General features: G+C 63.6%; 20 protein-coding genes and 3 pseudogenes. 8 read left to right on the forward strand and 15 right to left on the reverse strand.

The window, feature by feature from the left end:
* Window positions 1-35 precede the first annotated feature (35 nt).
* The gene (locus tag AC5Y46_RS05200; RefSeq protein WP_012394821.1) at window positions 36-725 is read left to right on the forward strand and encodes a TetR/AcrR family transcriptional regulator; all 690 of its coding nucleotides are present in this window, start codon (window positions 36-38) and stop codon (window positions 723-725) included.
* Window positions 726-887: 162 nt separating this feature from the next.
* On the opposite strand, the gene AC5Y46_RS05205 is transcribed toward AC5Y46_RS05200, so the two are convergent.
* Window positions 888-1,265, reverse strand: coding sequence for a PaaI family thioesterase (locus AC5Y46_RS05205; RefSeq protein WP_016889187.1), 378 nt, complete (start codon window positions 1,263-1,265; stop codon window positions 888-890).
* Between AC5Y46_RS05205 and AC5Y46_RS05210 the strand changes: the two genes are divergently transcribed.
* Window positions 1,233-1,517, forward strand: coding sequence for a hypothetical protein (locus AC5Y46_RS05210; RefSeq protein ID WP_012394823.1), 285 nt, complete (start codon window positions 1,233-1,235; stop codon window positions 1,515-1,517). The genes AC5Y46_RS05205 and AC5Y46_RS05210 overlap by 33 nt on opposite strands.
* A gap of 335 nt (window positions 1,518-1,852) precedes the next feature.
* On the opposite strand, the gene AC5Y46_RS05215 is transcribed toward AC5Y46_RS05210, so the two are convergent.
* The 7 genes from AC5Y46_RS05215 to AC5Y46_RS05245 form a co-directional block, all read right to left on the reverse strand.
* Window positions 1,853-2,953, reverse strand: coding sequence for a BtrH N-terminal domain-containing protein (locus AC5Y46_RS05215; RefSeq protein ID WP_042789224.1), 1,101 nt, complete (start codon window positions 2,951-2,953; stop codon window positions 1,853-1,855).
* Between the two features lie 277 nt (window positions 2,954-3,230).
* The gene (locus AC5Y46_RS05220) at window positions 3,231-4,337 is read right to left on the reverse strand and encodes an NDMA-dependent alcohol dehydrogenase (RefSeq protein WP_012394825.1); all 1,107 of its coding nucleotides are present in this window, start codon (window positions 4,335-4,337) and stop codon (window positions 3,231-3,233) included.
* Window positions 4,338-4,383: 46 nt separating this feature from the next.
* A complete protein-coding gene (locus AC5Y46_RS05225; protein WP_081283115.1) occupies window positions 4,384-6,000 on the reverse strand; it encodes a fatty acid--CoA ligase in 1,617 nt (538 codons plus the stop codon).
* Window positions 6,001-6,048: 48 nt separating this feature from the next.
* Window positions 6,049-6,459 (reverse strand): SCP2 sterol-binding domain-containing protein, encoded by a 411-nt coding sequence (locus tag AC5Y46_RS05230; protein ID WP_016889191.1) that lies wholly within the window; start codon window positions 6,457-6,459, stop codon window positions 6,049-6,051.
* Window positions 6,460-6,720: 261 nt separating this feature from the next.
* Window positions 6,721-7,923, reverse strand: coding sequence for an NAD(P)/FAD-dependent oxidoreductase (locus AC5Y46_RS05235; RefSeq protein WP_012394828.1), 1,203 nt, complete (start codon window positions 7,921-7,923; stop codon window positions 6,721-6,723).
* Window positions 7,920-9,260, reverse strand: a complete 1,341-nt coding sequence (locus tag AC5Y46_RS05240) for a cytochrome P450 (protein ID WP_046188902.1) — start codon at window positions 9,258-9,260, stop codon at window positions 7,920-7,922. The genes AC5Y46_RS05235 and AC5Y46_RS05240 overlap by 4 nt, the downstream gene beginning before the upstream one ends.
* A 71-nt stretch (window positions 9,261-9,331) precedes the next feature.
* On the reverse strand, window positions 9,332-9,652 hold the full coding sequence (locus AC5Y46_RS05245; protein WP_012394830.1) for a 2Fe-2S iron-sulfur cluster-binding protein: 321 nt from the start codon (window positions 9,650-9,652) through the stop codon (window positions 9,332-9,334).
* A gap of 162 nt (window positions 9,653-9,814) precedes the next feature.
* Here AC5Y46_RS05245 and AC5Y46_RS05250 point away from each other — a divergent pair, with 162 nt between their 5' ends.
* Window positions 9,815-10,780 carry a helix-turn-helix transcriptional regulator gene (locus AC5Y46_RS05250; protein WP_046188922.1) on the forward strand — a complete coding sequence of 322 codons (966 nt, stop codon included), beginning with the start codon at window positions 9,815-9,817 and terminating at the stop codon, window positions 10,778-10,780.
* A gap of 69 nt (window positions 10,781-10,849) precedes the next feature.
* On the opposite strand, the pseudogene AC5Y46_RS05255 reads toward AC5Y46_RS05250, so the two are convergent.
* From AC5Y46_RS05255 to AC5Y46_RS05275, 5 genes and pseudogenes are all read right to left on the reverse strand, one after another.
* Window positions 10,850-11,275 (reverse strand): annotated as a pseudogene (locus tag AC5Y46_RS05255) (IS1380 family transposase); the annotation flags it as partial.
* 147 nt (window positions 11,276-11,422) lie between these two features.
* Window positions 11,423-12,001, reverse strand: a complete 579-nt coding sequence (locus AC5Y46_RS05260) for a TetR/AcrR family transcriptional regulator (RefSeq protein ID WP_172827193.1) — start codon at window positions 11,999-12,001, stop codon at window positions 11,423-11,425.
* Between the two features lie 92 nt (window positions 12,002-12,093).
* Window positions 12,094-13,005: an alpha/beta fold hydrolase gene (locus AC5Y46_RS05265; protein WP_012394833.1), complete on the reverse strand. Its 912-nt coding sequence runs from the start codon at window positions 13,003-13,005 to the stop codon at window positions 12,094-12,096.
* On the reverse strand, window positions 13,005-13,442 hold the full coding sequence (locus AC5Y46_RS05270) for a PaaI family thioesterase (RefSeq protein ID WP_041325313.1): 438 nt from the start codon (window positions 13,440-13,442) through the stop codon (window positions 13,005-13,007). The genes AC5Y46_RS05265 and AC5Y46_RS05270 overlap by 1 nt, the downstream gene beginning before the upstream one ends.
* 53 nt (window positions 13,443-13,495) lie before the next feature.
* Window positions 13,496-14,020, reverse strand: coding sequence for a TetR/AcrR family transcriptional regulator (locus tag AC5Y46_RS05275; protein ID WP_008256180.1), 525 nt, complete (start codon window positions 14,018-14,020; stop codon window positions 13,496-13,498).
* Between the two features lie 275 nt (window positions 14,021-14,295).
* Between AC5Y46_RS05275 and AC5Y46_RS05280 the strand changes: the two are divergent.
* The 5 genes and pseudogenes from AC5Y46_RS05280 to AC5Y46_RS05300 form a co-directional block, all read left to right on the forward strand.
* A pseudogene (locus AC5Y46_RS05280) lies at window positions 14,296-14,664 on the forward strand (TLP1 C-terminal extension domain-containing protein); the annotation flags it as partial.
* Window positions 14,661-15,833 carry a zinc-dependent alcohol dehydrogenase gene (locus tag AC5Y46_RS05285; RefSeq protein ID WP_012394837.1) on the forward strand — a complete coding sequence of 391 codons (1,173 nt, stop codon included), beginning with the start codon at window positions 14,661-14,663 and terminating at the stop codon, window positions 15,831-15,833. The pseudogene AC5Y46_RS05280 and the gene AC5Y46_RS05285, both read left to right, overlap by 4 nt.
* Window positions 15,796-16,374: a carboxymuconolactone decarboxylase family protein gene (locus AC5Y46_RS05290; RefSeq protein WP_012394838.1), complete on the forward strand. Its 579-nt coding sequence runs from the start codon at window positions 15,796-15,798 to the stop codon at window positions 16,372-16,374. The genes AC5Y46_RS05285 and AC5Y46_RS05290 overlap by 38 nt, the downstream gene beginning before the upstream one ends.
* 486 nt (window positions 16,375-16,860) lie before the next feature.
* Window positions 16,861-17,315: pseudogene (locus tag AC5Y46_RS05295) on the forward strand (type II toxin-antitoxin system Phd/YefM family antitoxin).
* Between the two features lie 3 nt (window positions 17,316-17,318).
* Window positions 17,319-17,753, forward strand: a complete 435-nt coding sequence (locus tag AC5Y46_RS05300; protein ID WP_012394840.1) for a type II toxin-antitoxin system VapC family toxin — start codon at window positions 17,319-17,321, stop codon at window positions 17,751-17,753.
* A 147-nt stretch (window positions 17,754-17,900) separates the two neighbouring features.
* Here AC5Y46_RS05300 and AC5Y46_RS05305 read toward each other — a convergent pair whose 3' ends face one another.
* Window positions 17,901-19,052: a PPE family protein gene (locus AC5Y46_RS05305; RefSeq protein ID WP_499945039.1), complete on the reverse strand. Its 1,152-nt coding sequence runs from the start codon at window positions 19,050-19,052 to the stop codon at window positions 17,901-17,903.
* A gap of 35 nt (window positions 19,053-19,087) precedes the next feature.
* A complete protein-coding gene (locus AC5Y46_RS05310) occupies window positions 19,088-19,915 on the reverse strand; it encodes a PPE family protein, SVP subgroup (protein WP_499945037.1) in 828 nt (275 codons plus the stop codon).
* Window positions 19,916-20,042 lie beyond the last annotated feature (127 nt).

Consider the following 20,042-nt stretch of genomic DNA (forward strand, 5'->3'; position numbering starts at 1 on the left):
AGGCCTTGTCACATGAGACTGCCAGAATGTAGGGCATGAGTCCAGCACGTGTTTATGGCGGGCTGTCCGCAACTCAACGCGATGCGCAGCGCCGCGCACTGCTGATTGACGCCGCGGTCGCGCTCATGGGCAAGCAGGGAGCCGCCGCGTGCACCGTGACCGCTGTGTGTACGGAGTCAGGAGTGACGAGCCGGTACTTCTACCAGCAGTTTCGCGACAGAGACGCGCTCCTGCGTGCGATGTTCACCAAGATCTCCACCACCTTCCAAGCCGTGATCACCAAGGCGATACCGGATGACACCGTTGCTCCTCAAGAACTCGCTTACGCTCCGATAAAGGCCCTGGTTCAGATGATCGAGAACGATCCCAGCATGGCCCGCATATTGTTTGTCGAATCGGGCGCTGAACCCCTGCTTCGGCAGCTGCGAAGCGAACTGATGTCCGAATTTGCGGAGCTCGTCCTCAGAGAGGCCCGCCTGCATCTCGATATACCCAGCGAGGTGATTCAGGTCGCAGATCTCGCCGCTACCTACGGTGTCGGGGGCCTGTTCGAGATTCTCCGTCGCTGGATAGACGGACAACTAAACCTATCGACCGAAGTGCTTATCGAGCATTGTGCGGGTTTTCTCGGCAGTCTTGGCCTGTATACCCTCGGCCAGAAACCTGACCCGGCCGCTTCGCACATCCAGGTCGATATCAACTCCCCGGCGGGCCACAACAGATGAGACCGGCGGTATTTTCGCCGACACGCTGCGGCGTCACGCTACCGAAGGCTGGTACACCACGATGTGGTCGAGTACGCGTTTGCTTAGCAAACCCCCTGTCGGCCCCGGTTCAATCCTGAGCAGCCTGCGCCGGTTGAAAAATGAGCAGATTTACGGGTTGAGTCATCCTTCCCAGGGTGGTCGCGCAGTGCAGCGTATTGACGACGCCTTCTGTATGGAGCTAGTGAAGTGATCCAGCGTGACGACGACGAATAACCCGGACGCGGACGCGACCAGCTGGCCGGTGGCTTCCTCGCGCAATTCTGTCCGCACTTCGAGTTTCCGGCCGGTTCTGGACACGAGCTCCGCGCTGACCTCGTAGGGAACCCCCAGCAATACCGGCGCGAAGAACTCGGTGTCGAGCTTACGGGTGACGGCCATCTCACCGACGACGTAGAGCAGCATGCCCACCGTGTCGTCAAGAACCGTCATGACTGCGCCGCCATGTGCGATCCCGGGTGCGCCGCGATGTCGGCCGTCGAAGATATGCCTGGCGCCCACCCCGTCGCCACGCCGACGCGCTCGCAGGCGATGACCGTGCGGATTGTCTGTGCCGCAACCAAGGCACCACGGATGGTGCGCATCGAGGTAGTCGCCGTCGGCGGCGATAACACGATTCTGAAAGTTATGCCACCACGCGATGGCCGAATCTTCTTCCGCTTGCTCGTCGATGACGAAATCCTCCTAAATAGGACCACGCAGTGCATGGACCACCATGCGACTGAAGAACTGCGCCGACGTCGGCTGGGCTGATCGCCCGAAGACAGTATGTAAAGGACTCGTTAGCCCGCCGAGATCATCGCTGCGGTACACCTTCCAGTTCCGTCACTATCAGCCATTTGGTCCTGCCCCGCAATACGCCCTCGACGCTGTCGCCGCATAGCTCGCCCGATAATGCTCGGGGTCGTCGTCGGTGCTATAGGGGTCATACCAAATCCTGTCCCCCACAGCGGTGACGGTCAACCTCGCCTTCTGCACAAGGGTCACGAACGTCACCGACCGCGTTCTGGGCGAAGCGCTGAACATCGTCATGCTGCCAATCGAGAAACCAGTAGTCTTCAGGAAACTCGATTGATTTGAAGTGCCACTCACAGATAGCCTTTCAGATGAGCTTCGATGCCGGTATCGACAGTGCCAACGGATCGACTGGCCGTTTCGAGGGCTTCGACGAGGCGCGTTTCGGCGTCCGGGATCGTCGCGGCGACTTTGGCCGCAGCTAGACTACGACTCCGTAGCGATGTGCCGGCATCCGTGGCTGCGGCCGCAAGCGTAGACCACGCTTTGGAAGCATGTCGGGCCGCGGCAGCCGCTTCGGCAGTGGCGGCGTCATCTAGGAGATCGGCGATGTTCTGGCAACCGTCTGCCTGCAGCGTACGAAAGAGCCCGCCGCCGGTACCGGCTTTCTCGATGAACGCCCCGAGCCCGAACAATGCCGCGGTCAGGGCATCGTCATCGAACAGCGTTGGCCAATGCCCTACGTCATCGGCGAAGTCCTGCACACCCTTCAAACCGGAAGATTCGACTTCAGCTGCCTCGATGCGCAGTAGCGGCGCACCTACGGCACCGCCGCGCATGAACGCTGCGCTCGCGGCGAGTGCAGCGGCCGCGATCGGCCCAAGGTCTGGCACTCGCTCTGGCCAGTCGACGTGATATGTGGTGTGCCGGGTAGGTGTGGGAAACCCGACCGAGGACCGCGCCCGGCGTAGGTCGTCGTAGGCCACCGTCTGGGTTGTCTCGCGGTCATTATCGACCACATAGGCGACCCGTTGTTCGTCATCGTATCCGGTGATGACAATGTCGTGACGGCTCATGTGCAATCGGACGCGCAGGTAAGGAAGTTCGCCGATGTCAGCCCAGACCATGACGGGTCGACCTTTGTCGATTTCGTCGGTCACAAATGCCCATCCCACGTCCGGGTCATCGGTCGATCGCACGACGAACTTTGCGCCAACCCGGGAGAGGTAATCCTGTTCCAGGTCGCTTCCTCGTCCTACCAGGTACACCTGGGGGAACAACTGCGTAGAGCGGACGTACGAGAAGTCCAAGACTCCGCCGAGGGTGAAGACCAATCCTTCACTGAGTGCTTCTGTCCCCCATCCGAGTTGGGCCCATTCAGTAAGGTCACGAAGCGCACCGGAACCACAGTGCCCTCCCCTCCTATGGGGATAGGGAACTTGAATCCTCGTCATCGCCGCTTCCTTCCTTGTCAGTAGCACTGTTGAGACTCGTCAAAAGCTACGTTTCATCACGGCTTCCCGGCTGACAGTAGGTGCCAACACCAACACGCGTGACCGCAGCCAACCTCAGCCGCGCATCTCGACAGCCTATGGCGATGGGGCACATTGACTTTCGATCGCTAGTCCTGCATCAACACGTCAACGGTAAGAGCCACAGACGCGCAGCACTCAACCGTTGTACTCAGCTCGCTTGCTCCCGTGGTCGCGCTCCCGCGCTTCGGCTGCTTTATCAGAATCGGATGAGTCCTCGGATGTTGCGGCCCGATCGCATATCCGCGTAGCCTTCGTTGATCTGATCGAGGGTGTACTCACGGGTGATCAGCTCATCCAGCTTGAGGTGTCCGGCGTTGTAGAGCTCGACGAGCCGCGGGATGTCGTGGGCGGCGTTCGAAGAACCGTACAGAGCGCCGCGGATCTGCTTTTCATACAGCGTCAATTCCAGCAGTGAACCCGACATCGAGGTGTCTTCGGGGTGCCCGATCGCGGTAACGACCACACGGCCGCGTTTACCGACCAAGGACAGCGCCTCGCCGATGTAGGACCCTTCGGCGACATCGGTGGTCAAGACGCAGACATCGGCGAGTTTGCCGCGGGTGATGTCACTGATCAGTGACCAGGCCTCGTCGATCGTGGCAACGGCATGCGTCGCACCGAAACCGCCGGCTTGTTCACGCTTGAACGCCACCGGATCGACAGCCACGATGTTCAACGCGCCCGCGATGCGGGCACCCTGAATCGCATTCATGCCGATGCCACCGGCTCCGATCACCGCCACGGTATCCCCGGCACGCACCTCACCGGTGCGCACCGCCGACCCGTACCCGGTCGTCACACCACACCCGATCAACGCCGCCTTGTCCAGCGGTGTCCCCTGGTCGATTTTGACCAGAGACGCCTTGGGGACCACGGTGTATTCCGAGAACGTGCCCAGCAGGCACATCTGGCCGACGTCCTCACCCCTGGCATGGAAACGGTAAGTGCCGTCGATCTGGGGTCCCATCATGAGCGCGGCACCCAAGTCGCACATGTTCCCCATCCCCCGCGCGCAATAGGAACAGTGCCCGCACGACGGCAGGAACGTCAGGATCACCGAATCGCCCTCGGCGACGTTCTCGACACCCGCACCCACTTCGACCACGGTGCCGGCACCCTCGTGGCCACCGACGACGGGCAGCGGAATGGGCAGGTCGCCGGTCACGAGGTGTTCGTCGGAATGGCACAACCCGGTCGCGGTCAGCTGGACGAGCACTTCATCGGGGCCGGGAGGATCCAACTCGATGTCCTCGACTTCCCACTTTTCTCCTAGGCCCCACAGCACTGCAGCACGTGTCTTCATGTGTGTCTCCTTAACGTCAGTGTTTCGGTCGCAGTGGATTGATGATTCACGCCAGCGTCTCGATGATGAGGTCACCGTCGGCGAACTGGCGGCGCAGCTTCTTCTTGTCGAACTTGCCAGTGGAAGTCAGCGGAATGTCGGTGACGAACGCCCACCGTTCCGGTAGCCACCACTTGGCCACCCGCGCACGCAGAAATTCGGTCAGCTCCGCCGCGGTGGCGGTGCGGGCGGCAGCCAGGACGACCACCGCCAGCGGCCGTTCCTGCCACTTGTCGTCGGGCACTCCAATCACCGTGGCGGTGCGCACCGCAGGGTGAGCGGCCAACTCGTTCTCCAATTCCACCGAGGAGATCCATTCGCCCCCGGACTTGATGACATCCTTGGAGCGGTCGGTCAGCGCGATGAGCGCGTCCGCGCTGATCGTCCCGACGTCCCCGGTACGCAACCACCCGTCCGGCGACGCCGCCGGACTGTCATTCTCGTAATACGACTGAGTGATCCACGGGCCGCGGACTTGAATCTCCCCCACCGATTTTCCGTCCCACGGTTGTTCTGCACCGCTGTCATCGACGATGCGGGCCTGCACACCGGCCACCACCCGGCCTTGGGTTGCGCGCAGGTGAAGCGACCTCTCCGGGGTATCAGAACTCCGCGGCAGAGCGACCGAGGCCAGCGGGGAAGTCTCAGTCATCCCCCAAGCCTGCACAATGCGGATGCCCAGCTCGTCATAGGCGGTCATCAACGACCGCGGAACCGCCGAACCACCGCAGGCCACCATCTTCAGCGAACTCACGTCATGGCCAGGATTGTCGCGCAAGTAATGCAGAACATCGGTCCAGATTGTCGGCACCGCCCCCGCCATCGTCGGCCGCACCGCCTCGATCATCTCCACCAAAGGCCCCGCCTGCAGGAAACGGTCAGGCAGCAGAAGCTGCGCGCCGGCCATCATCGCCGCATACGGCAACCCCCACGCGTTGGCGTGGAACATCGGAACGATCGCCAACACCGTGTCGTCATGACCGATGCCCAAGGCATTCGAGGTGCACGCCGCCTGAGAGTGCAACCACGTCGAACGATGGCTGTAGACAACACCTTTCGGGTGCCCGGTGGTACCGCTCGTATAGCACATCGCTGCAGCCGACCGCTCATCGACATCGGGCCACTCGAACGTACTCGACTGGGCGGCCACCACATCGTCGTACCGTAGGACGTCCTTTCCGCACCCCTCGACCGCGGCAAGATCGCCGGTTCCGGTCACTAGCACCGTGCGCACCGAGGTCATCGACGGCAACGCCGCCGCCAAAAGGGCAAGCACCGTACTGTCGACGATGATCACCCGATCCTCGGCATGATTGGCGATCCACGTCAGCTGTTCCGGCGGCAGCCGCAGGTTCAACGTATGCAGCACCGCGCCCATCGACGGCACCGCCGCGTAACAGTCCAGATGCTCCTGGTTGCTCCATTGCAGCGTCGCGACACGCTCATCTCCACGGATGCCGATCTGGCGCAAAGCATTTGCCAACCGTGCCGCACGCTCACCCACCTCGCGATAGGACACCCCAGAGATCTGCCGGGGTCCGCGCGCAGTCAGCACCTCGCGATCGCCATGGACTGCCGAAGCATGGGCCACGATCGCGGGCACAGTCAACGCAACGTCCTGCATCGTGCTCCTCATCGCACACCCGCCCTACAGCCCGCGGTGAGGCGAGGGTCACGCATCGATGAGGTCCTGCCGATTCTGGCTCTCCAGCATCAACCGGTACTCGGGGAACAGGTTCTTGGCCTGCGGGATCAACTTGATCAACTTCGGCACCGGACCTTTCGCACGTACCGTTCCCTTGGCCATCGCCATCGTCAAGTTCACCTTCCCCAACCAGAACTTGTTCCCCGTGTCTGCCGACATGAACAACTCCACGTTGGGCACCGCGGTACTGGCCGCTCCGGTCTCCACCACCTTGTTCGGCATGTCCACCGTCACAACCGCATCCGGATCTGTGTAATGCACCCGCAACACCACACCCGAATTCGCGAGCTTGTCCGCCAGACCCTCCTTCTCCAAACCCCGCCGAAAGATCCCGCCCAGGAAGGCATAGACCTCGTCCTCGTCCCTAAATACCGCCACCGTCAACCTCAACTAACCTCATTGTCAGAACAGAACAGAACAGAACAGGCACCGACTTCTGACGCTGCTCCTCCGGAAAGAATCGTCATGCTCGTTGGGAAACCCCACTAGGTCCTGATGCGCTGCGCCAAGGCGACCGCCGGGCAGCCGCTAGCGTTCCTTTGCCAGCGGGGCTGGATGGCAATTGTCACTGAAGTACCTCTCCAAGACACGCGTCGCATCCGCCGTCGTCGTTCCCACCGCCTACGCACCGCCGGCACCTCAGTCCGAGCCGGCGAGCACCAGTTCGGCCCGTTCGACGGCGACTTGCTGCGTGATGACCCGCTTGCTGAACATGAAGTCGCGGGGACGGTTGATGCAGTCGGCGGCAAGAAGCTCGCCGGCACGGAGGTAGAAGCAGGTGAAGTCGCGCTCCCGGGTCGGGTCGCCGCTGAGGACGACCTCGTCGTACCCGGTGTTGAGACCGGCGATCTGGAGCTTGAGGTCGTATTGATCTGACCAGAACCATGGAAGGGCCGCTATCTTCTTGGACTTCCCACAGACGGTCGCGGCGGCGACCTTGGCCTGCTCGGCCGCGCTCGGCACGGACTCCAGGCGGATGCGACGGCCGTAACGGGCCATGTCGTGGCTGGCGCAGTCCCCGGCGGCCACGATGTCGGGGTCGCTAGTCCGGGCCTGATCGTCGATCACGACGCCGTTGTCGACGACCAGGCCCGCGGTGGCGGCGAGCTCGGTGTTCGGCTCCACGCCGATGCCGACAATGACGAGGTCGGCGGGAATTGATTCGCCACCGGCCAGGATTACTTCGCGGACCCTGCCGTCGCCGGACAGAGCCTCGACCAGCGTGCCCGTCCGGATGTTGACGCCCTCCTCCCGGTGGATCCGGTCGAAGAACTCCGATACCTCCGGGGCGGTGACCCGTTCAAGGACGCGCCCGGTCGCCTCGAGCAGGGTGACCTCCAGACCCAGTGCACGCAACGAGGCGGCTGTCTCCAGTCCGATGTAGCCGCCGCCGACGATCACCGCCCGACGCCCGGGGCCGGCGGCCTCTCGGATCATCTCGCCGTCCGCGGCGGTGCGTAGGTAGAAGACTCCGGCCAGGTCCGCTCCCGGGGTGGGGAGCCGACGAGGCCGGGCGCCAGTGCACAGCGCGAGCTTGTCGTAGGGCAGTGCGTCGCCGGTACTCAGCACGACATGACCAGCCGAGCGGTCGACCGCCGCCACCGTCGCATCCAGGAGTCGGATCCGCTGCTTGGCGTAGAAATCCGAGTTGCGGATCGCGAGTTCGGCCAGTTCGCATTTGTCGGCCAGGTACGACTTGGACAGCGGGGGCCGCTGGTAGGGCAACGCCGACTCATCGCCGACGAGGACGATTTCGCCGTCCCACCCTTCTCGGCGAAGACTGGCGGCGAGCTGGGTGCCCGCGTGGCTGGCCCCCGCGATGACCGCTCGCTGCACGGTCATGCGCCACCTTTCGGGGTGAGGCGGACCATCAGCTTACTGATCCCCCTCACGAAGTTGGACTGCACGTACTCGGGCTCACCGACGACCTCGATGTTCTCGAACCGCGGAAGCAGCTCCTCCCACAGGATCCGCAACTGCATCTCGGCCAGCCGGTTACCCATACAGCGGTGCACGCCGAAACCGAAGGAGATGTGGTTACGGGCGTTGGCCCGATCGATAATCAGGTCATCGGGCCGATCGAACACGCGCTCGTCGCGGTTGCCCGAGGCGTACCACATCAGGACCTTGTCGCCCTTGCGGATGAACTGCCCGTTGAGCACAGTGTCGGCCTTGGCGATCCGGCGCATATGCGCGAGCGGGGTTTGCCACCGGATGATCTCCGAGACCATGTTGGGGATCAGCTCGGGGTTCGCCTTCAGCTTCTCAAACTGGTCAGGGAACTCGTTCAGCGCCAGAACACCACCGCTCATGGAATTGCGGGTCGTATCGTTGCCACCCACGATCAGCAATACCAAGTTGCCCAAGAACTCCATCGGGCGATCGATCAGGTCCTTGGTGCTCTCGTCGCTCTGCAACATGGTGATCAGATCGAAGCCGGGCAGCTCTCCGGCAGCTGTCCGGGCTGCCTTGTCCCGCCAGTGAGCGCTGAGACCTCTAGCCATATCGACCATGCCGCGAAATATCTCGTCGTTGTCCGAGGGCCCACCGTTGGCTTGCTCCATGGAGGTGGCGAGATCGGACCATTGGACGAGCTTGCGCCGCTGCTCGAACGGGAAGTCCAGCAGCGTGGCCAGCATGCGCGCGGTTAGCTCGATCGAGACGTGCTGCACCCAGTTGAACGGTTCGCCAAGCGGCAGAGCGTCGAGCACGTCTACCACCCGCTCGCGGATGAGGCCCTCCATCTCACGCAGGTTCTTCGGTGCGACCACACCCTGGACAGCCTGCCGTTGCCGGTCGTGTTTTGGGGGGTCCATCGCGATGAACATCGCAATGTCGAGGAAGCGCGGCGGGCTCCCGATGACGATGAACGGCTCGGAGGAGAAGACCTCGTGGTTCTTGTCGACGGCCACGATGTCGGCATGCCGCGTCACCGACCAGAACGGGCCGAACGCGCTGTGGGCCTGATAGTGCACGGGAGCCTCGTTGCGTAGGCGCTCGTAATAGGACTTCCAGCGACCCTGACGATAGAGGAAAGGATTGCTAAGGTCGATGTCGGTCAGTTCAACCTCGTCAGCCGGCGGGATCGGTCGCTCGATGAAGATTTTTTCACCGTTGGTGCCGGTGACCCAGCGCCGCGTTCTGTCGTAGAGGTGGGCGCCCTGGATTATTCGGTCCATCGGAATTGTTGCCTGAGCCTTGGCAGTGACTGCCTCGCGAATATTGCTCACGTCTCACCTCTCTTTCGTCATCACAGTTGGAACTCGGGCAGATGGACGATCAAACCGTCCCACGCCTCAGAGACCTGCATCTGGCAGGACAGCCGGGAGGTCGGCTGACGCTCGGGGTTCATCGCGAGCATCTCCTCTTCATTGGCCCCGGAGAGGCCGACCCGATCGGACCATTGCGGATCGACGATCACATGGCAGGTGCCGCACGCGGCTTCGCCTCCGCAGTCGCCGTCGATGCCGGGCACCGCATTGTTGGTCGCGACCCGCATCAGTGACTGACCTTCCTCGAGAGGCGCCTCATACTTCTCGCCGCCGTGGGAGACAAATGTGACAACTGCCATAGCCAGGCTCCTTGCGTGTCCTCAGTTACTTGACACAAGTCTTGCGCCAGATGAGCGCTGCGGCTATGTTCGCCGGAGTCAGAAACTTGTGATTTCGGCTCAAAGGGGCCATGGTCAGTGAACCCCAATGACGCGGGTGTGCCCCCACTCGCATTCGTGCAAATGCTCGAGAGCCCGGCGTTTGACCCAGACGCCGTCGCGCGGCTTCGCAACATCATGGCTCGCGAAGGAACCGACGAGGCGACGCTGATTCAGCGTGATATCCAGGCCCCGTTACGGTGGTTTCGTGAGGCGTACCCCGGTCTAGACATCGATCAGGCAACGCTGCTCGGATTTGCGTTAGCCGAACAGGCACAGTTGACGTCCTTCGGCCCGCTGAGTGTTCCGCTGGTCAGCGCGGGCTCAGTGGCCGAGATCGTAGAGCTGCTGACTTATCTGCCGTTGATCACGACGGCTGTCAAAGCACAGTTTCATCCAGATGACCAAGGCCTCACCGTCGGGCTCTGGGGACACACCAGCGATCGTGCCCTGGACTGCCTCGCCGTCACGTACGCCGGGTTGGCGTTGTTGCGACTGCTGGACATGCTCGTCCGTGCGGCGCCGACCCTCACACTCCACTTGAGTTGGCCAGCGCCCGCCGCCTTGAAAGATCGCGAGGACGACCTTACCGCCGGGCGCCTGTTCTTCGACGCTCCGATGTCCTTCCTCCATGTTCCCGCGGACACGCTCAACGAGGTGTGCCGGTTCTCCGATCCCGTCGCATACCGACTCGCCATCGTCGATCTGCAGCGAACTCTCGACCAGCGGAGCGAAACCACGTCGTTCTCGGAGAAGGTGAGACGGCTGCTGCAGAAGGAGCCCGGACGCCGAAGTAAACATTGGTTCGCACATGAGCTGTCGATGTCCACCAGCACACTCAAGCGGCGCCTCTCCGAAGAGGAGACCACCTTTCGCGAGTTGCGCCAAGCATTCCTGCGCGAGCGCGCGATGCTGCAGCTACTCGACCGATCCCTATCGGTGAGTGAGATCGCCACGGATCTCGGATACAGCGACCTCGCCAACTTCTCACACGCCTTCAAGCGATGGACCGGCCGCTCTCCGAGCGAGTTTCGGCTCTCACCACATTGAGCTGTCCCGGCGGGTCCGGAGATCCCGACCTTTGCGGCGTCTTTCTGCAGCGTCGCCTCTCCCCGGGTGTTCGATGAAGGCCCGAGCCTGCGCGCCGGGCAGCAGATTCACCCGGTCACACAAGCCGGCCAGATGCTCGGCCAGCACCGAATCCAATTGGCGGGCATAACCGAAAGTGAACTCCCGCAACAGCGTTCCCATCGTTGACGGGGGATACACCCGGCGGAAAAAGGGTTTTTATGCCGCCAGCGCGGACCAGGTCGACATCATCGATGTAATCCGCGCCCGCGTACATGCTCGCGATCAGGGTGGCCAGTTTCGGAGCCGGATTGGCCGACCTCGACTTGACCCTGGGAGCTGCGATGTGAATCTTGTTGGCCAACAACTCCGATAGGCCTGCCTGCTCAGCCAGCGCCATCACCGGCACCAGGCCCGCGCACGACACCAGATGTCCTCATCGAACACATCGGACCGCGGGGTGAACGTGTGGGACACTCGCGCCGGAAGTGCCGTTCTCGAACTGGACCGATTGTTGCCTGAACAATATCAATCTTCCCAGCTCAGAACGCACTTTCCTTATCCCGACACCCCGACAAACAGTCCATTGTCAGTGGATCGAGGCTAAGACCGCTCAAGTCACAGCTATCTATAGCCAACGCCGAGGTAGCGGAGCGCCACCCGCGAGATCCGCGCACCCGTGGTGGCGATGTCCGCGGAGGGAAGGACGACGTGACTCACGGTGAGCCGCACCAGAACGTCTGCGACCTCCTCGACGTCTTCGGAGTCGAGATCGGCGAAGTGGTCGTGAAACCACGCGACCAAAGCCGCGGAGGAGAGCTGGAGCAGGGACGCCGATGTCGGCAGGAGAGGAAGAACGCCCGTCGTCGGCGCACCGGCGCGATCATCCCCTGAGTGGCTGGACGTCAGCACCGACTTCAGGAGCGGACTGGCTTCTGCTTCACGCAGGGTGAACCGCACCGCTGCGGTGATGCCGCCCTGAACGTCGCCGGTGTGTTCGGCGAGGATGGCGTGGATACCCTCCAGGAAGCGCTGACCCTCGGCCACCACGAGCGCGTCACCAAGTCCCTGCTTATCGCCGAACTCCTTGTATAGCGTCGGTCGGGAGACGCCGACAAGTTCGGCGACCTCACTCACTCGGACTTGTTCCCAGCCCTTCTCAATGGTGAGTTCCCGTGTCGCCCTCAAGACCTGCTCGCGGATATGTCGGCGAAACGACATCCGCGCCGAATCAGTTGGCATACGAGCAGAATAGGTGGCGAACTGGGATCTCCCGCGCAGCCCGACGACTGGCGTCAAACGGTACGGTCGAGAAAGTCGACGACCGCCGTCGAGAATGCGTCGTTGTTGTCGCCAGCAACCATGTGGCCCGCGCCCGACACGTCAACGGTTTGCGCGTGGGGAACCAAGGTGAGGAAATCCTTCACTGTCTCTTCGGAGACTATGTCCGACAGCAGGCCGCGGACCAGCAGCGCCGGCGCGGACACCTGTCGCGCGCCATCGACAAGGAATGCGCTCATCATCTCGAACTCCTCTGCGCCGTCGTCTGAATCACTCTGCAGGAACTGAAAATTCGACGTCGCAAACGCCGGATCCCATCGCCAGGCCCAGCGACCGTCTCCACGTCGGCGGAGGACTTTTTGAAGGCCGTCGACGTTTTCGGGGCGAGGGCGGTGCGGGTTGTAGGCGGCGATCACGTCAGCGGCCGACTCTAGGCTGTCGAAACCTTCGGGATGGGCCGACATGAACGATAGGACTCGGCGGGCGCCGTGCATCTGCATTCGCGGAGTGATGTCAACCAGGACGACGGCCTGCCATAGCTCCGATGGGGCGAGCAAGTGCGTGCCGAGGATGGTCAAACCGCCCAACGATGCCCCGATCGCGGCAACTGGGCGGGCGGAGCCGGCGTACGCGCGCACGGCCAACAGGTCGGACCCCAGCCGTTCGATGTCATAGCGTCCGTCTGGATCCCAGTCGCTGTCACCATGTCCCCTTGCGTCGTAGGCGGCAACGGTGTAGCCCCGCTGATGCAATCGTTGGGCGGTGACATCCCAGGCGTGCCGGCTCTGACCACCGCCGTGAAGGAGCAACACGACCGCCCGCGGTCCGTCACAGCGGTAGAAGTCGACCGCCAGCGAGAGCCCATCCACCGTGGGCACGCGCTCGACGACAGGAGCGGACGAATCATGTGCTCTGTTTGCAGACATCAAGAGATGGCCTTCGGTGCGACGACGGTGACGGTGCCCTGCGCCGCACACACCGCTCTGCCGTCGTTGCAGATGTCGATACGTGCCACACCGCTGGTTCTGCCCAGCGAGATGATCTCAGCCGTGGCTACACAGGTTCCGCTGGAGACTGGACGAAGCAAATTCAGTTTGAACTCCGTCGTCGCGACCCAGGATCCCATCGGAATCACGGGATAAAACACCACTCCAAGGCAATGGTCGACCATGGCCGACAAGCAGCCGCCATGCAAGTTGCCGAAAGGCGTCTTCAGGTCGTCGCGTGCGTCCATCTCCGCGACGAGCCGTCCAGCAGTGAATTCAGTGTGCCGGAAGCCGAGGTAACCGGCCAGCCCGCCCGTGGTTTCTGCTGCGCTCTGCAGTTGTTCAGCGACCTGCTGGTTGAACGCGGTGAACTGCACAGACATGTCCGGCCTCCTACCTCAGCTGTGGTTGAGACATTACGCCTTGTCTGTCACATCGGTCGACAATGGTCGCTCGCCAGGATTGCGGGAAGGAGAAACCTTGAAAGAAATGTCCGGAGCCCGTCACGACTGCGCTCCCGCGGTCCTCGAACAGTCAGCAGGCTCAGTATCGTGCGGAGAACCCACTCGGCGGCGTCGTCGACGGAGACGCCCGGTTCTACGTAACTCCAGTGTCTCCTGAAGATGGGACGGAGAAACTCGGTGACGAGTTCGAAGAGTGACGTCGAGGTCCCCGCCGCGAGGCCAACGCCGGCGAGTTCCTCGTCGCTGCCGAACAACAATCCGATGATCTCTTCGCGGCGCGCGGCCTCAACTGTGTATTCCACGAAATCGACGAGAGCGGAGCCCAGATCGGTGTGCTCCGCGATCCGGGGGTTGATGCGATCGAGATAGCGCTCGGCGGCGCGAATGATGACGCCCGACATCACCGCCTCCCGATTAGGGAAGTAGCGATACACCGTTGCCCTGGAGACACCCGCTGTTCTGCCGATGTCCTCCATGGTCGTGCCTACCACGCCGCAACTCTCTAGGCACCGCTCGGCAGCATCTAGCAATCGGTCGCGAGCGGAATCACGATCTGACGGCGCGGCGGCACCCCATCGCACCAACTTCGTCGACACAACAGCCAGTATGCCGCGGGCGCACACCATTGTGGCTTGACTGCAGATATGACACCATCGCATTCGTGTCTCACAACAGCCCGTGGCCCTGAGCGAGTGATCGATTGTCGGTAGAAGCGCGTACTCCGGTGGCGGTCGGCGTAGGCGAAGTCACCCATCGCGGGGACGACGTCGTCACCGGCCTCGGTTGGTATTCGACGAAACATTCGGTCGGTGTGTGGTCGGCCACCCCTCCACCAACCGGGTGGCGACTGATCGACACGGCAGACGAACAAACTCCGATCGATTCATCGCGGCTGGCCGTCGCAGGCGTCGACGAGGCGACCGGTCGCGCGACAGTGGACGGGTACACGGTCGAATACGACCGAGACGGGCGACCTCGATGGACACCGACCATCGCGCACCTGTCCGACGGGCGAAGAGTCGTCGCACGCAGCGACGATCCGCAGATTGCCGAGGCGATGGCGGGCGAGATGTACGTTGGCAGAACGGTTTGCCTCCGAAACACAGGGTCGTCCACGGGATTCGAGCTTCCATGATCGCCGAGGCCATGGTGTTGACCGGACCGCGGAATCTGGAGCGGCGCCAGATGACCATCCCCGACGTCGGTGACCGCGGTGCGATCCTGCGAGTTGAAGCATGTGGTCTATGCGGTACAGATCACGAACAATTCACCGGACACCTGCCTGCCGGCTTCTCATTCGTTCCAGGTCACGAAATCGTCGGCATCGTCGAACATGTCGGCAATGCGGCCAGCGAACGCTGGTGCGTCCGGGCCGGCCAGCGCGTGGCCGTCGAGGTGTTCCGGTCCTGCCGAGACTGCCCGGAGTGTCGCCGCGGCGAATACCGGCGATGTGCGGTGAACGGCATCGCCACCATGTTCGGGTTCGTCGACGTGGAGATCGGCGCCGGGTTATGGGGCGGATACGCCACCCATGTGGAGCTTCCGTGGGACGCGATGCTACTCCCGATTGCCGAAGACATGGACCCCGTTCTCGCCACGTTGTTCAACCCTCTCGGGGCCGGTATCCAATGGGGGAAAACTCTTCCCGACACCAAGGCGGGGGGTATCGTAGCGATACTGGGACCGGGCATCCGCGGGATCTGCGCGGCGGTGGCGGCGAAAGAGGCGGGAGCCGCTTTCGTCGCGATGACCGGCATCGGTCCACGCGACGATCAGCGACTGGCCATAGCCAGATCATTCGGTGTCGACCTGCCCATCGACGTATCGCAGGACGATGCAGTGACAGCGCTCCAGCGTGAGACAGGCGGACAGCTTGCCGACGTGGTCATCGATGTCACCGCCAAAGCACCCTCCGCGTTCGCCGACGCCGTCGCCCTTGCCAGGCCTGGCGGCAGGGTCGTGGTTGCTGGCACCCGCGGCGGAGGCGGCGCGCCCGGCTTTGAACCAGACACGCTGGTGTATAAGGAATTACACATCGCCGGTGCACTCGGCGTGGAGTATCCCGCCTACCGGGCAGCCCTCGAGATTCTGGCCACGCGCCGCTGGCCGTTCGACCGGATCACAAGAGAATCAACCGGATTCGCTGGTCTCGCGCCGCTGCTCAGTTCGCTTGCAGATGAAAATGCCAAATCGAGTGCGGCCCTGCACAACGTCTTCGTGCCCACGCCCTCACAGCATGCGGAGCTTCAACAGAGGAAGGTCACACGTGACGAGAACGGAACGCGTACCGATGCTCGACCTTGAGCAGGCCCGGCTGCGGGCTGCCGAGTGTGGGCTGCCCGCAGAGATGGCAGAACTGTCAGTATTTCGCGTGGCACTTCACCAGCCGAGCCTCGCAGTGGCCCTGTACGGAATGCTTGAGGCGCTGCTATTTAACGGTGTGCTCGACGCCCGGCTACGCGAATTGATCATCATGCGCATCGGCTGGGTAACGGGGTCGGTATATGAGTGGACACAGCATTGGCGAATCGCGACGCTGCTCGGTGTGGCTTCGGATGACCTTCTGGCGGTGCGTGACTGGCAGAGTTCCAATCGTCTGGGCCATGCCGAGCGTGCGGTCCTGGCGGCGACCGATGATGTGGTACGTGACGGGGTCATTGCCGAGGAAAACTGGGCCGCGTGCCACAAGGCATTCAATGGCGATCACGCGGTTTTGGTCGAACTTGTCGGAGCGATCGCCAATTGGCGGCTCTTTTCGATCCTGCTTCGATCCTTGAATATTCCGCTTGAGTCGGGTACCGACTCCTGGCCGCCCGATGGGCGAGCCCCTCGACGTGACGATTGAGTAAAAACGGTTGTTCAGCAATCGCACCCAAGTTGAAGCTCGGTTACCCCTTATGTTCCTAGTCAGTTGTGGGCTATTGAATTTCAAACGGGTAGTTGTGATTTCGGTCTCTTAGCCACGGTCTCGGGGTAATGCCACCAACTGGACATGTGGAGCCAACTGTTCTGGGACGCCTACACCAGCTTGAAGCACGCTCCGTCATACGAATACGATCCAAGGGATGTCGAGGTTCTTCGCGACTCAGGCCAACTGTTACTACTGGGAGAGTCGTTCAATCGGGTCGCTGGCAACAGAACGCCAATGAAGGCGATCGTCGGCAGTCACCGCACACAGCACCTCACGCAGAGAATTCAAGAGCCCGCTGCTGCAAGCTAGACCCGGCGTCCGACACCGAGGCGCTGCCGTCTTCATACAGCTGACCACGAACGCCAGCCGCGCCGAAGTCCCACCGGGGACGGCAAACACCTTCCGCCGCAACACCTTCGGATGCAGCTTGGACGGAAGGCCACCAGCCACCATAATATCGACCGTCTCGGCGTCGCCAGCACCGCGGACGAATCGGTGTACCGGCCCGTTGCCACCTCGCCTCCGGCTTGCGCGGGTCAATCTCTCAGGTCGTCGTTGCCACACTCAGAAGTGACATGTACAAATCACGGTTCAGCGAGTGTACAGTTCACGGTGTGGAGGTATCCGTGACCGAGTTGCGCGCGCACCTTAGCGATTGGCTCGATCGAGTTCGGGCTGGTGATGAGGTCGTCATCACCGACCGCGGGATTCCGGTCGCGCGACTCGCTGCGCTGGACAGCGCAGGCACCTTGGAGCGTCTCACGGCCGAAGGCGTGATTGCCAGGGCCACCGCGCAGCGGCCCGTCGCTGCGGGACGGTCCCGGCCCCGACCGCGGCGGCCGGTGTCTGACCAGGTCAGCGACCAGCGGCGCTGACCGGTGCCGCTCGTCTACTTCGACGCCAGCGCCTTCGTTAAACTTCTCACCACCGAGACAGGAAGCTCGCTGGCATCCGCGCTGTGGGACGGCTGCGACGCCGCATTGTCCAGCCGCCTGGCCTACCCCGAAGTCCGCGCCGCACTCGCTGCAGCAGCCCGCAATCACGACCTAACCGAATCCGAGCTCGCCGACGCCGAGCGTGACTGGGAGGACTTCTGGGCCGCCACCCGCCCAATCGAACTCACCGCCACGGTTGAACAGCACGCCGGCCGCCTCGCCCGCGCCCATGCCTTGCGCGAAGCCGACGCTGTCCATCTGGCCAGCGCGTTGGCAGTCGGCGAACCCGGCCTGATCGTCGCCGTTTGGGACCGACGCCTGCACGCCGGAGCCCAAGCCGCCGGGTGCCGACTCGCCCCCGCCCAACTCGACCCCTAATCCGACCGCTCGACGTCAGAGGTGGGTCGACCCCGGCATGGATGACGATCAGGTACCGATTCGCCAGGTCAGAACCCGTGTCGTAAGTGGCCAAGTCCCCCCTCGGACACGCGACTGAGGCGAGCGAAGTGAATCGCAGCCAACTGATCACACCAGCACCTGCCGCGGCATCACGGTCGGCTTGATCCCGTAGCGCGGACTGGCGCCGTAGCCGCCCCGCCCGGCCGAGGCGTAGGCCGGCATCCCGGCGGCCACGTTGGTCACCCCGGCGCCCTCCTCCACCGGCACCGTCCAGCCCGAACCGGCCACCGGCGCGGTGGACGCGGCGAGCGCGGCCGGGGTGGCCGCTGACCACGCGGTTGGCACCGATAGCTTGCCGACCGTCGCCGCCTGGCCGACAACCGAGGACACCGACGCAGCAGTCGCGCCACCGGAACCCAGACCCGCGGCCATCTGGGCCGGCCCGATACCGATGGCGCCCAGATCCGGCAGGAAGTGGCTGCTGATCAAGCCCGCGTCGAAGGTGTGCGAGTACAGCACCGCGGTGACGATGGCGTTGAAACCGTTCCATGCCGCCATGTCGATAATGCCGTTGGGGATGCTCTGCACCAGGGGGTCGCTGAAGAAATCGCCGACGGGTGACGCCGGCGCCGCCGCCGCCGGATTAGCCAGTGCCTGAACAGCATTCGGTGTACTGGACACCAGCGCGGGTAGCGAGGTGCCAGCGGCCTGACTACCCGCTTCGCTCTGCGCACCGAGGGCACCCGGGCCGGCTACCAGCGTCGGTGCGGTCAGCGGGTCCAGCCGGGCGGCCAGCGCCGACGATGCGGCGTAGCCGTACATCGCGGCGGCGTCCTGGGCCCACATCTCGCTGTAGAGCGCTTCGTTGGCCGCGATCGCCGGCGTGTTCTGACCAAGGATGTTGGTGGCGACGAGCGCCGCGAGCTGGGCGCGGTTGGCCGCGACGACCGCCGGAGGCACCGTCATCGCATACGCAGTCTCGTAGGCGGCCGCCGACGCCATCGCCTGGTCGCCCGCGTGTTGCAGCGACGCCGCGGTGGTCTGCAGCCACTGCACATACGGGGTGGCGGCGGCGGCCATCGCCGCCGAGGACGGGCCACGCCATTCGTCGTCGGTCAGCGTCGAGATCACCGACTCCGCGGCCGTCGCCGTGCTGCTCAGTTCGGCGGCGAGATTGCTGTAGGCCGCGGCGGCGGCCATCATCGGCGCCGCTCCCGGGCCGGTGTACATACGGGTCGAATTGATCTCCGGGGGCAGCGCGCCAAAATCAAAAGCCATCTGTCGGTCCTTTTCTGGTGAAAGTGAATGGGGATTCAGACAACGGTCGGTTTGGGCATCACCATCGGTTTGAGGCCGTAACGCGGCGCCCCGAACCCGGTACTTGAACGCCCGACCGACGCGATGGAGGGCAGGCCGGCGGGCACCGTCGTCATCGGCGCGGAGTTCACCGCGGCACCGGTCCAGCCCGCGCCCGTCAGCGTTGCCGGCGTGACTCCGGCCGCAGGCGCGCCCGCCGCCGCCCAACTCGGCGGCACCGACATCCCGCCGATCGACGCGGCGCCGCCGAGGCTTGCGCCCGCCGGCGGCCCAGCCACGGGCGGTGCCGTCACCGCGGGCGCCGCGCCGGCGCCCAGCGGCGGGAGGTCGGCCATCTCGGGATACCAGCCCACCGAACCCGGCAGGAACTGTCCCTGGCCGAACGCGATGAAGTTCGACGCCGCGGCGCCGACGTTCTGGAACCAATTGAACGGGGTCGCGATGATGGCGCCGTCGGACGTCGTCGGGGCCGCCGGGCTGGCGGCTGCCGCGGATGCCGCGCTGGTCGCGTCGGACAGCGATTGCGAGCCGGCCGCGCTCTGGTTGGCCGCTTCGGTCTCGCCGTACGCGTTCGCATTGGATCCGAGGGTGTTGACCAGCTGTTGATGCACGGCTTTGGCTTGCGCGCTGACCTGCTGATACCAGGAGCCGTAGGCGGCGAACTGTGCGGCCTGTAGCGCGGACACCTCGTCGGCGGCGGCCGGCACGACGCTGGTCGTCGGTGGCGCGGCGGCAGCATCCTCCGCGGCCAATGCCGTCCCGAGGTGTTGCAGTGCACCCGCCGCGGCCATCAAGGCGGCGGGGTACGTGGTCACGAAAGACATGGGGTTCTCCTAACGACAGGACCGACCGGTTCGGGCGTCGGCCGGCGGTGGGTGACCTGTTCATTAAGCGCGCCTGCTCACGCGGGAACCAGGATTTCCGACAATGTCCCGGAAATACGCCGGTAAT

The organism is Mycobacterium sp. NGS59 (assembly GCF_059812345.1).

Excerpts from the sequence above, each read along its gene's own strand:
- AC5Y46_RS05220 (WP_012394825.1), bottom strand. The coding sequence starts at position 4,337 with ATGAAGACACGTGCTGCAGTGCTGTGGGGCCTAGGAGAAAAGTGGGAA.
- AC5Y46_RS05210 (WP_012394823.1), top strand. The coding sequence starts at position 1,233 with ATGTCGGCCGTCGAAGATATGCCTGGCGCCCACCCCGTCGCCACGCCG.
- AC5Y46_RS05215 (WP_042789224.1), bottom strand. The coding sequence starts at position 2,953 with ATGACGAGGATTCAAGTTCCCTATCCCCATAGGAGGGGAGGGCACTGT.
- AC5Y46_RS05200 (WP_012394821.1), top strand. The coding sequence starts at position 36 with ATGAGTCCAGCACGTGTTTATGGCGGGCTGTCCGCAACTCAACGCGAT.
- AC5Y46_RS05225 (WP_081283115.1), bottom strand. The coding sequence starts at position 6,000 with ATGCAGGACGTTGCGTTGACTGTGCCCGCGATCGTGGCCCATGCTTCG.
- AC5Y46_RS05235 (WP_012394828.1), bottom strand. The coding sequence starts at position 7,923 with ATGACCGTGCAGCGAGCGGTCATCGCGGGGGCCAGCCACGCGGGCACC.
- AC5Y46_RS05245 (WP_012394830.1), bottom strand. The coding sequence starts at position 9,652 with ATGGCAGTTGTCACATTTGTCTCCCACGGCGGCGAGAAGTATGAGGCG.
- AC5Y46_RS05285 (WP_012394837.1), top strand. The coding sequence starts at position 14,661 with ATGATCGCCGAGGCCATGGTGTTGACCGGACCGCGGAATCTGGAGCGG.
- AC5Y46_RS05240 (WP_046188902.1), bottom strand. The coding sequence starts at position 9,260 with ATGGACCGAATAATCCAGGGCGCCCACCTCTACGACAGAACGCGGCGC.
- AC5Y46_RS05250 (WP_046188922.1), top strand. The coding sequence starts at position 9,815 with ATGCTCGAGAGCCCGGCGTTTGACCCAGACGCCGTCGCGCGGCTTCGC.
- AC5Y46_RS05305 (WP_499945039.1), bottom strand. The coding sequence starts at position 19,052 with ATGGCTTTTGATTTTGGCGCGCTGCCCCCGGAGATCAATTCGACCCGT.
- AC5Y46_RS05310 (WP_499945037.1), bottom strand. The coding sequence starts at position 19,915 with ATGTCTTTCGTGACCACGTACCCCGCCGCCTTGATGGCCGCGGCGGGT.
- AC5Y46_RS05265 (WP_012394833.1), bottom strand. The coding sequence starts at position 13,005 with ATGTCTGCAAACAGAGCACATGATTCGTCCGCTCCTGTCGTCGAGCGC.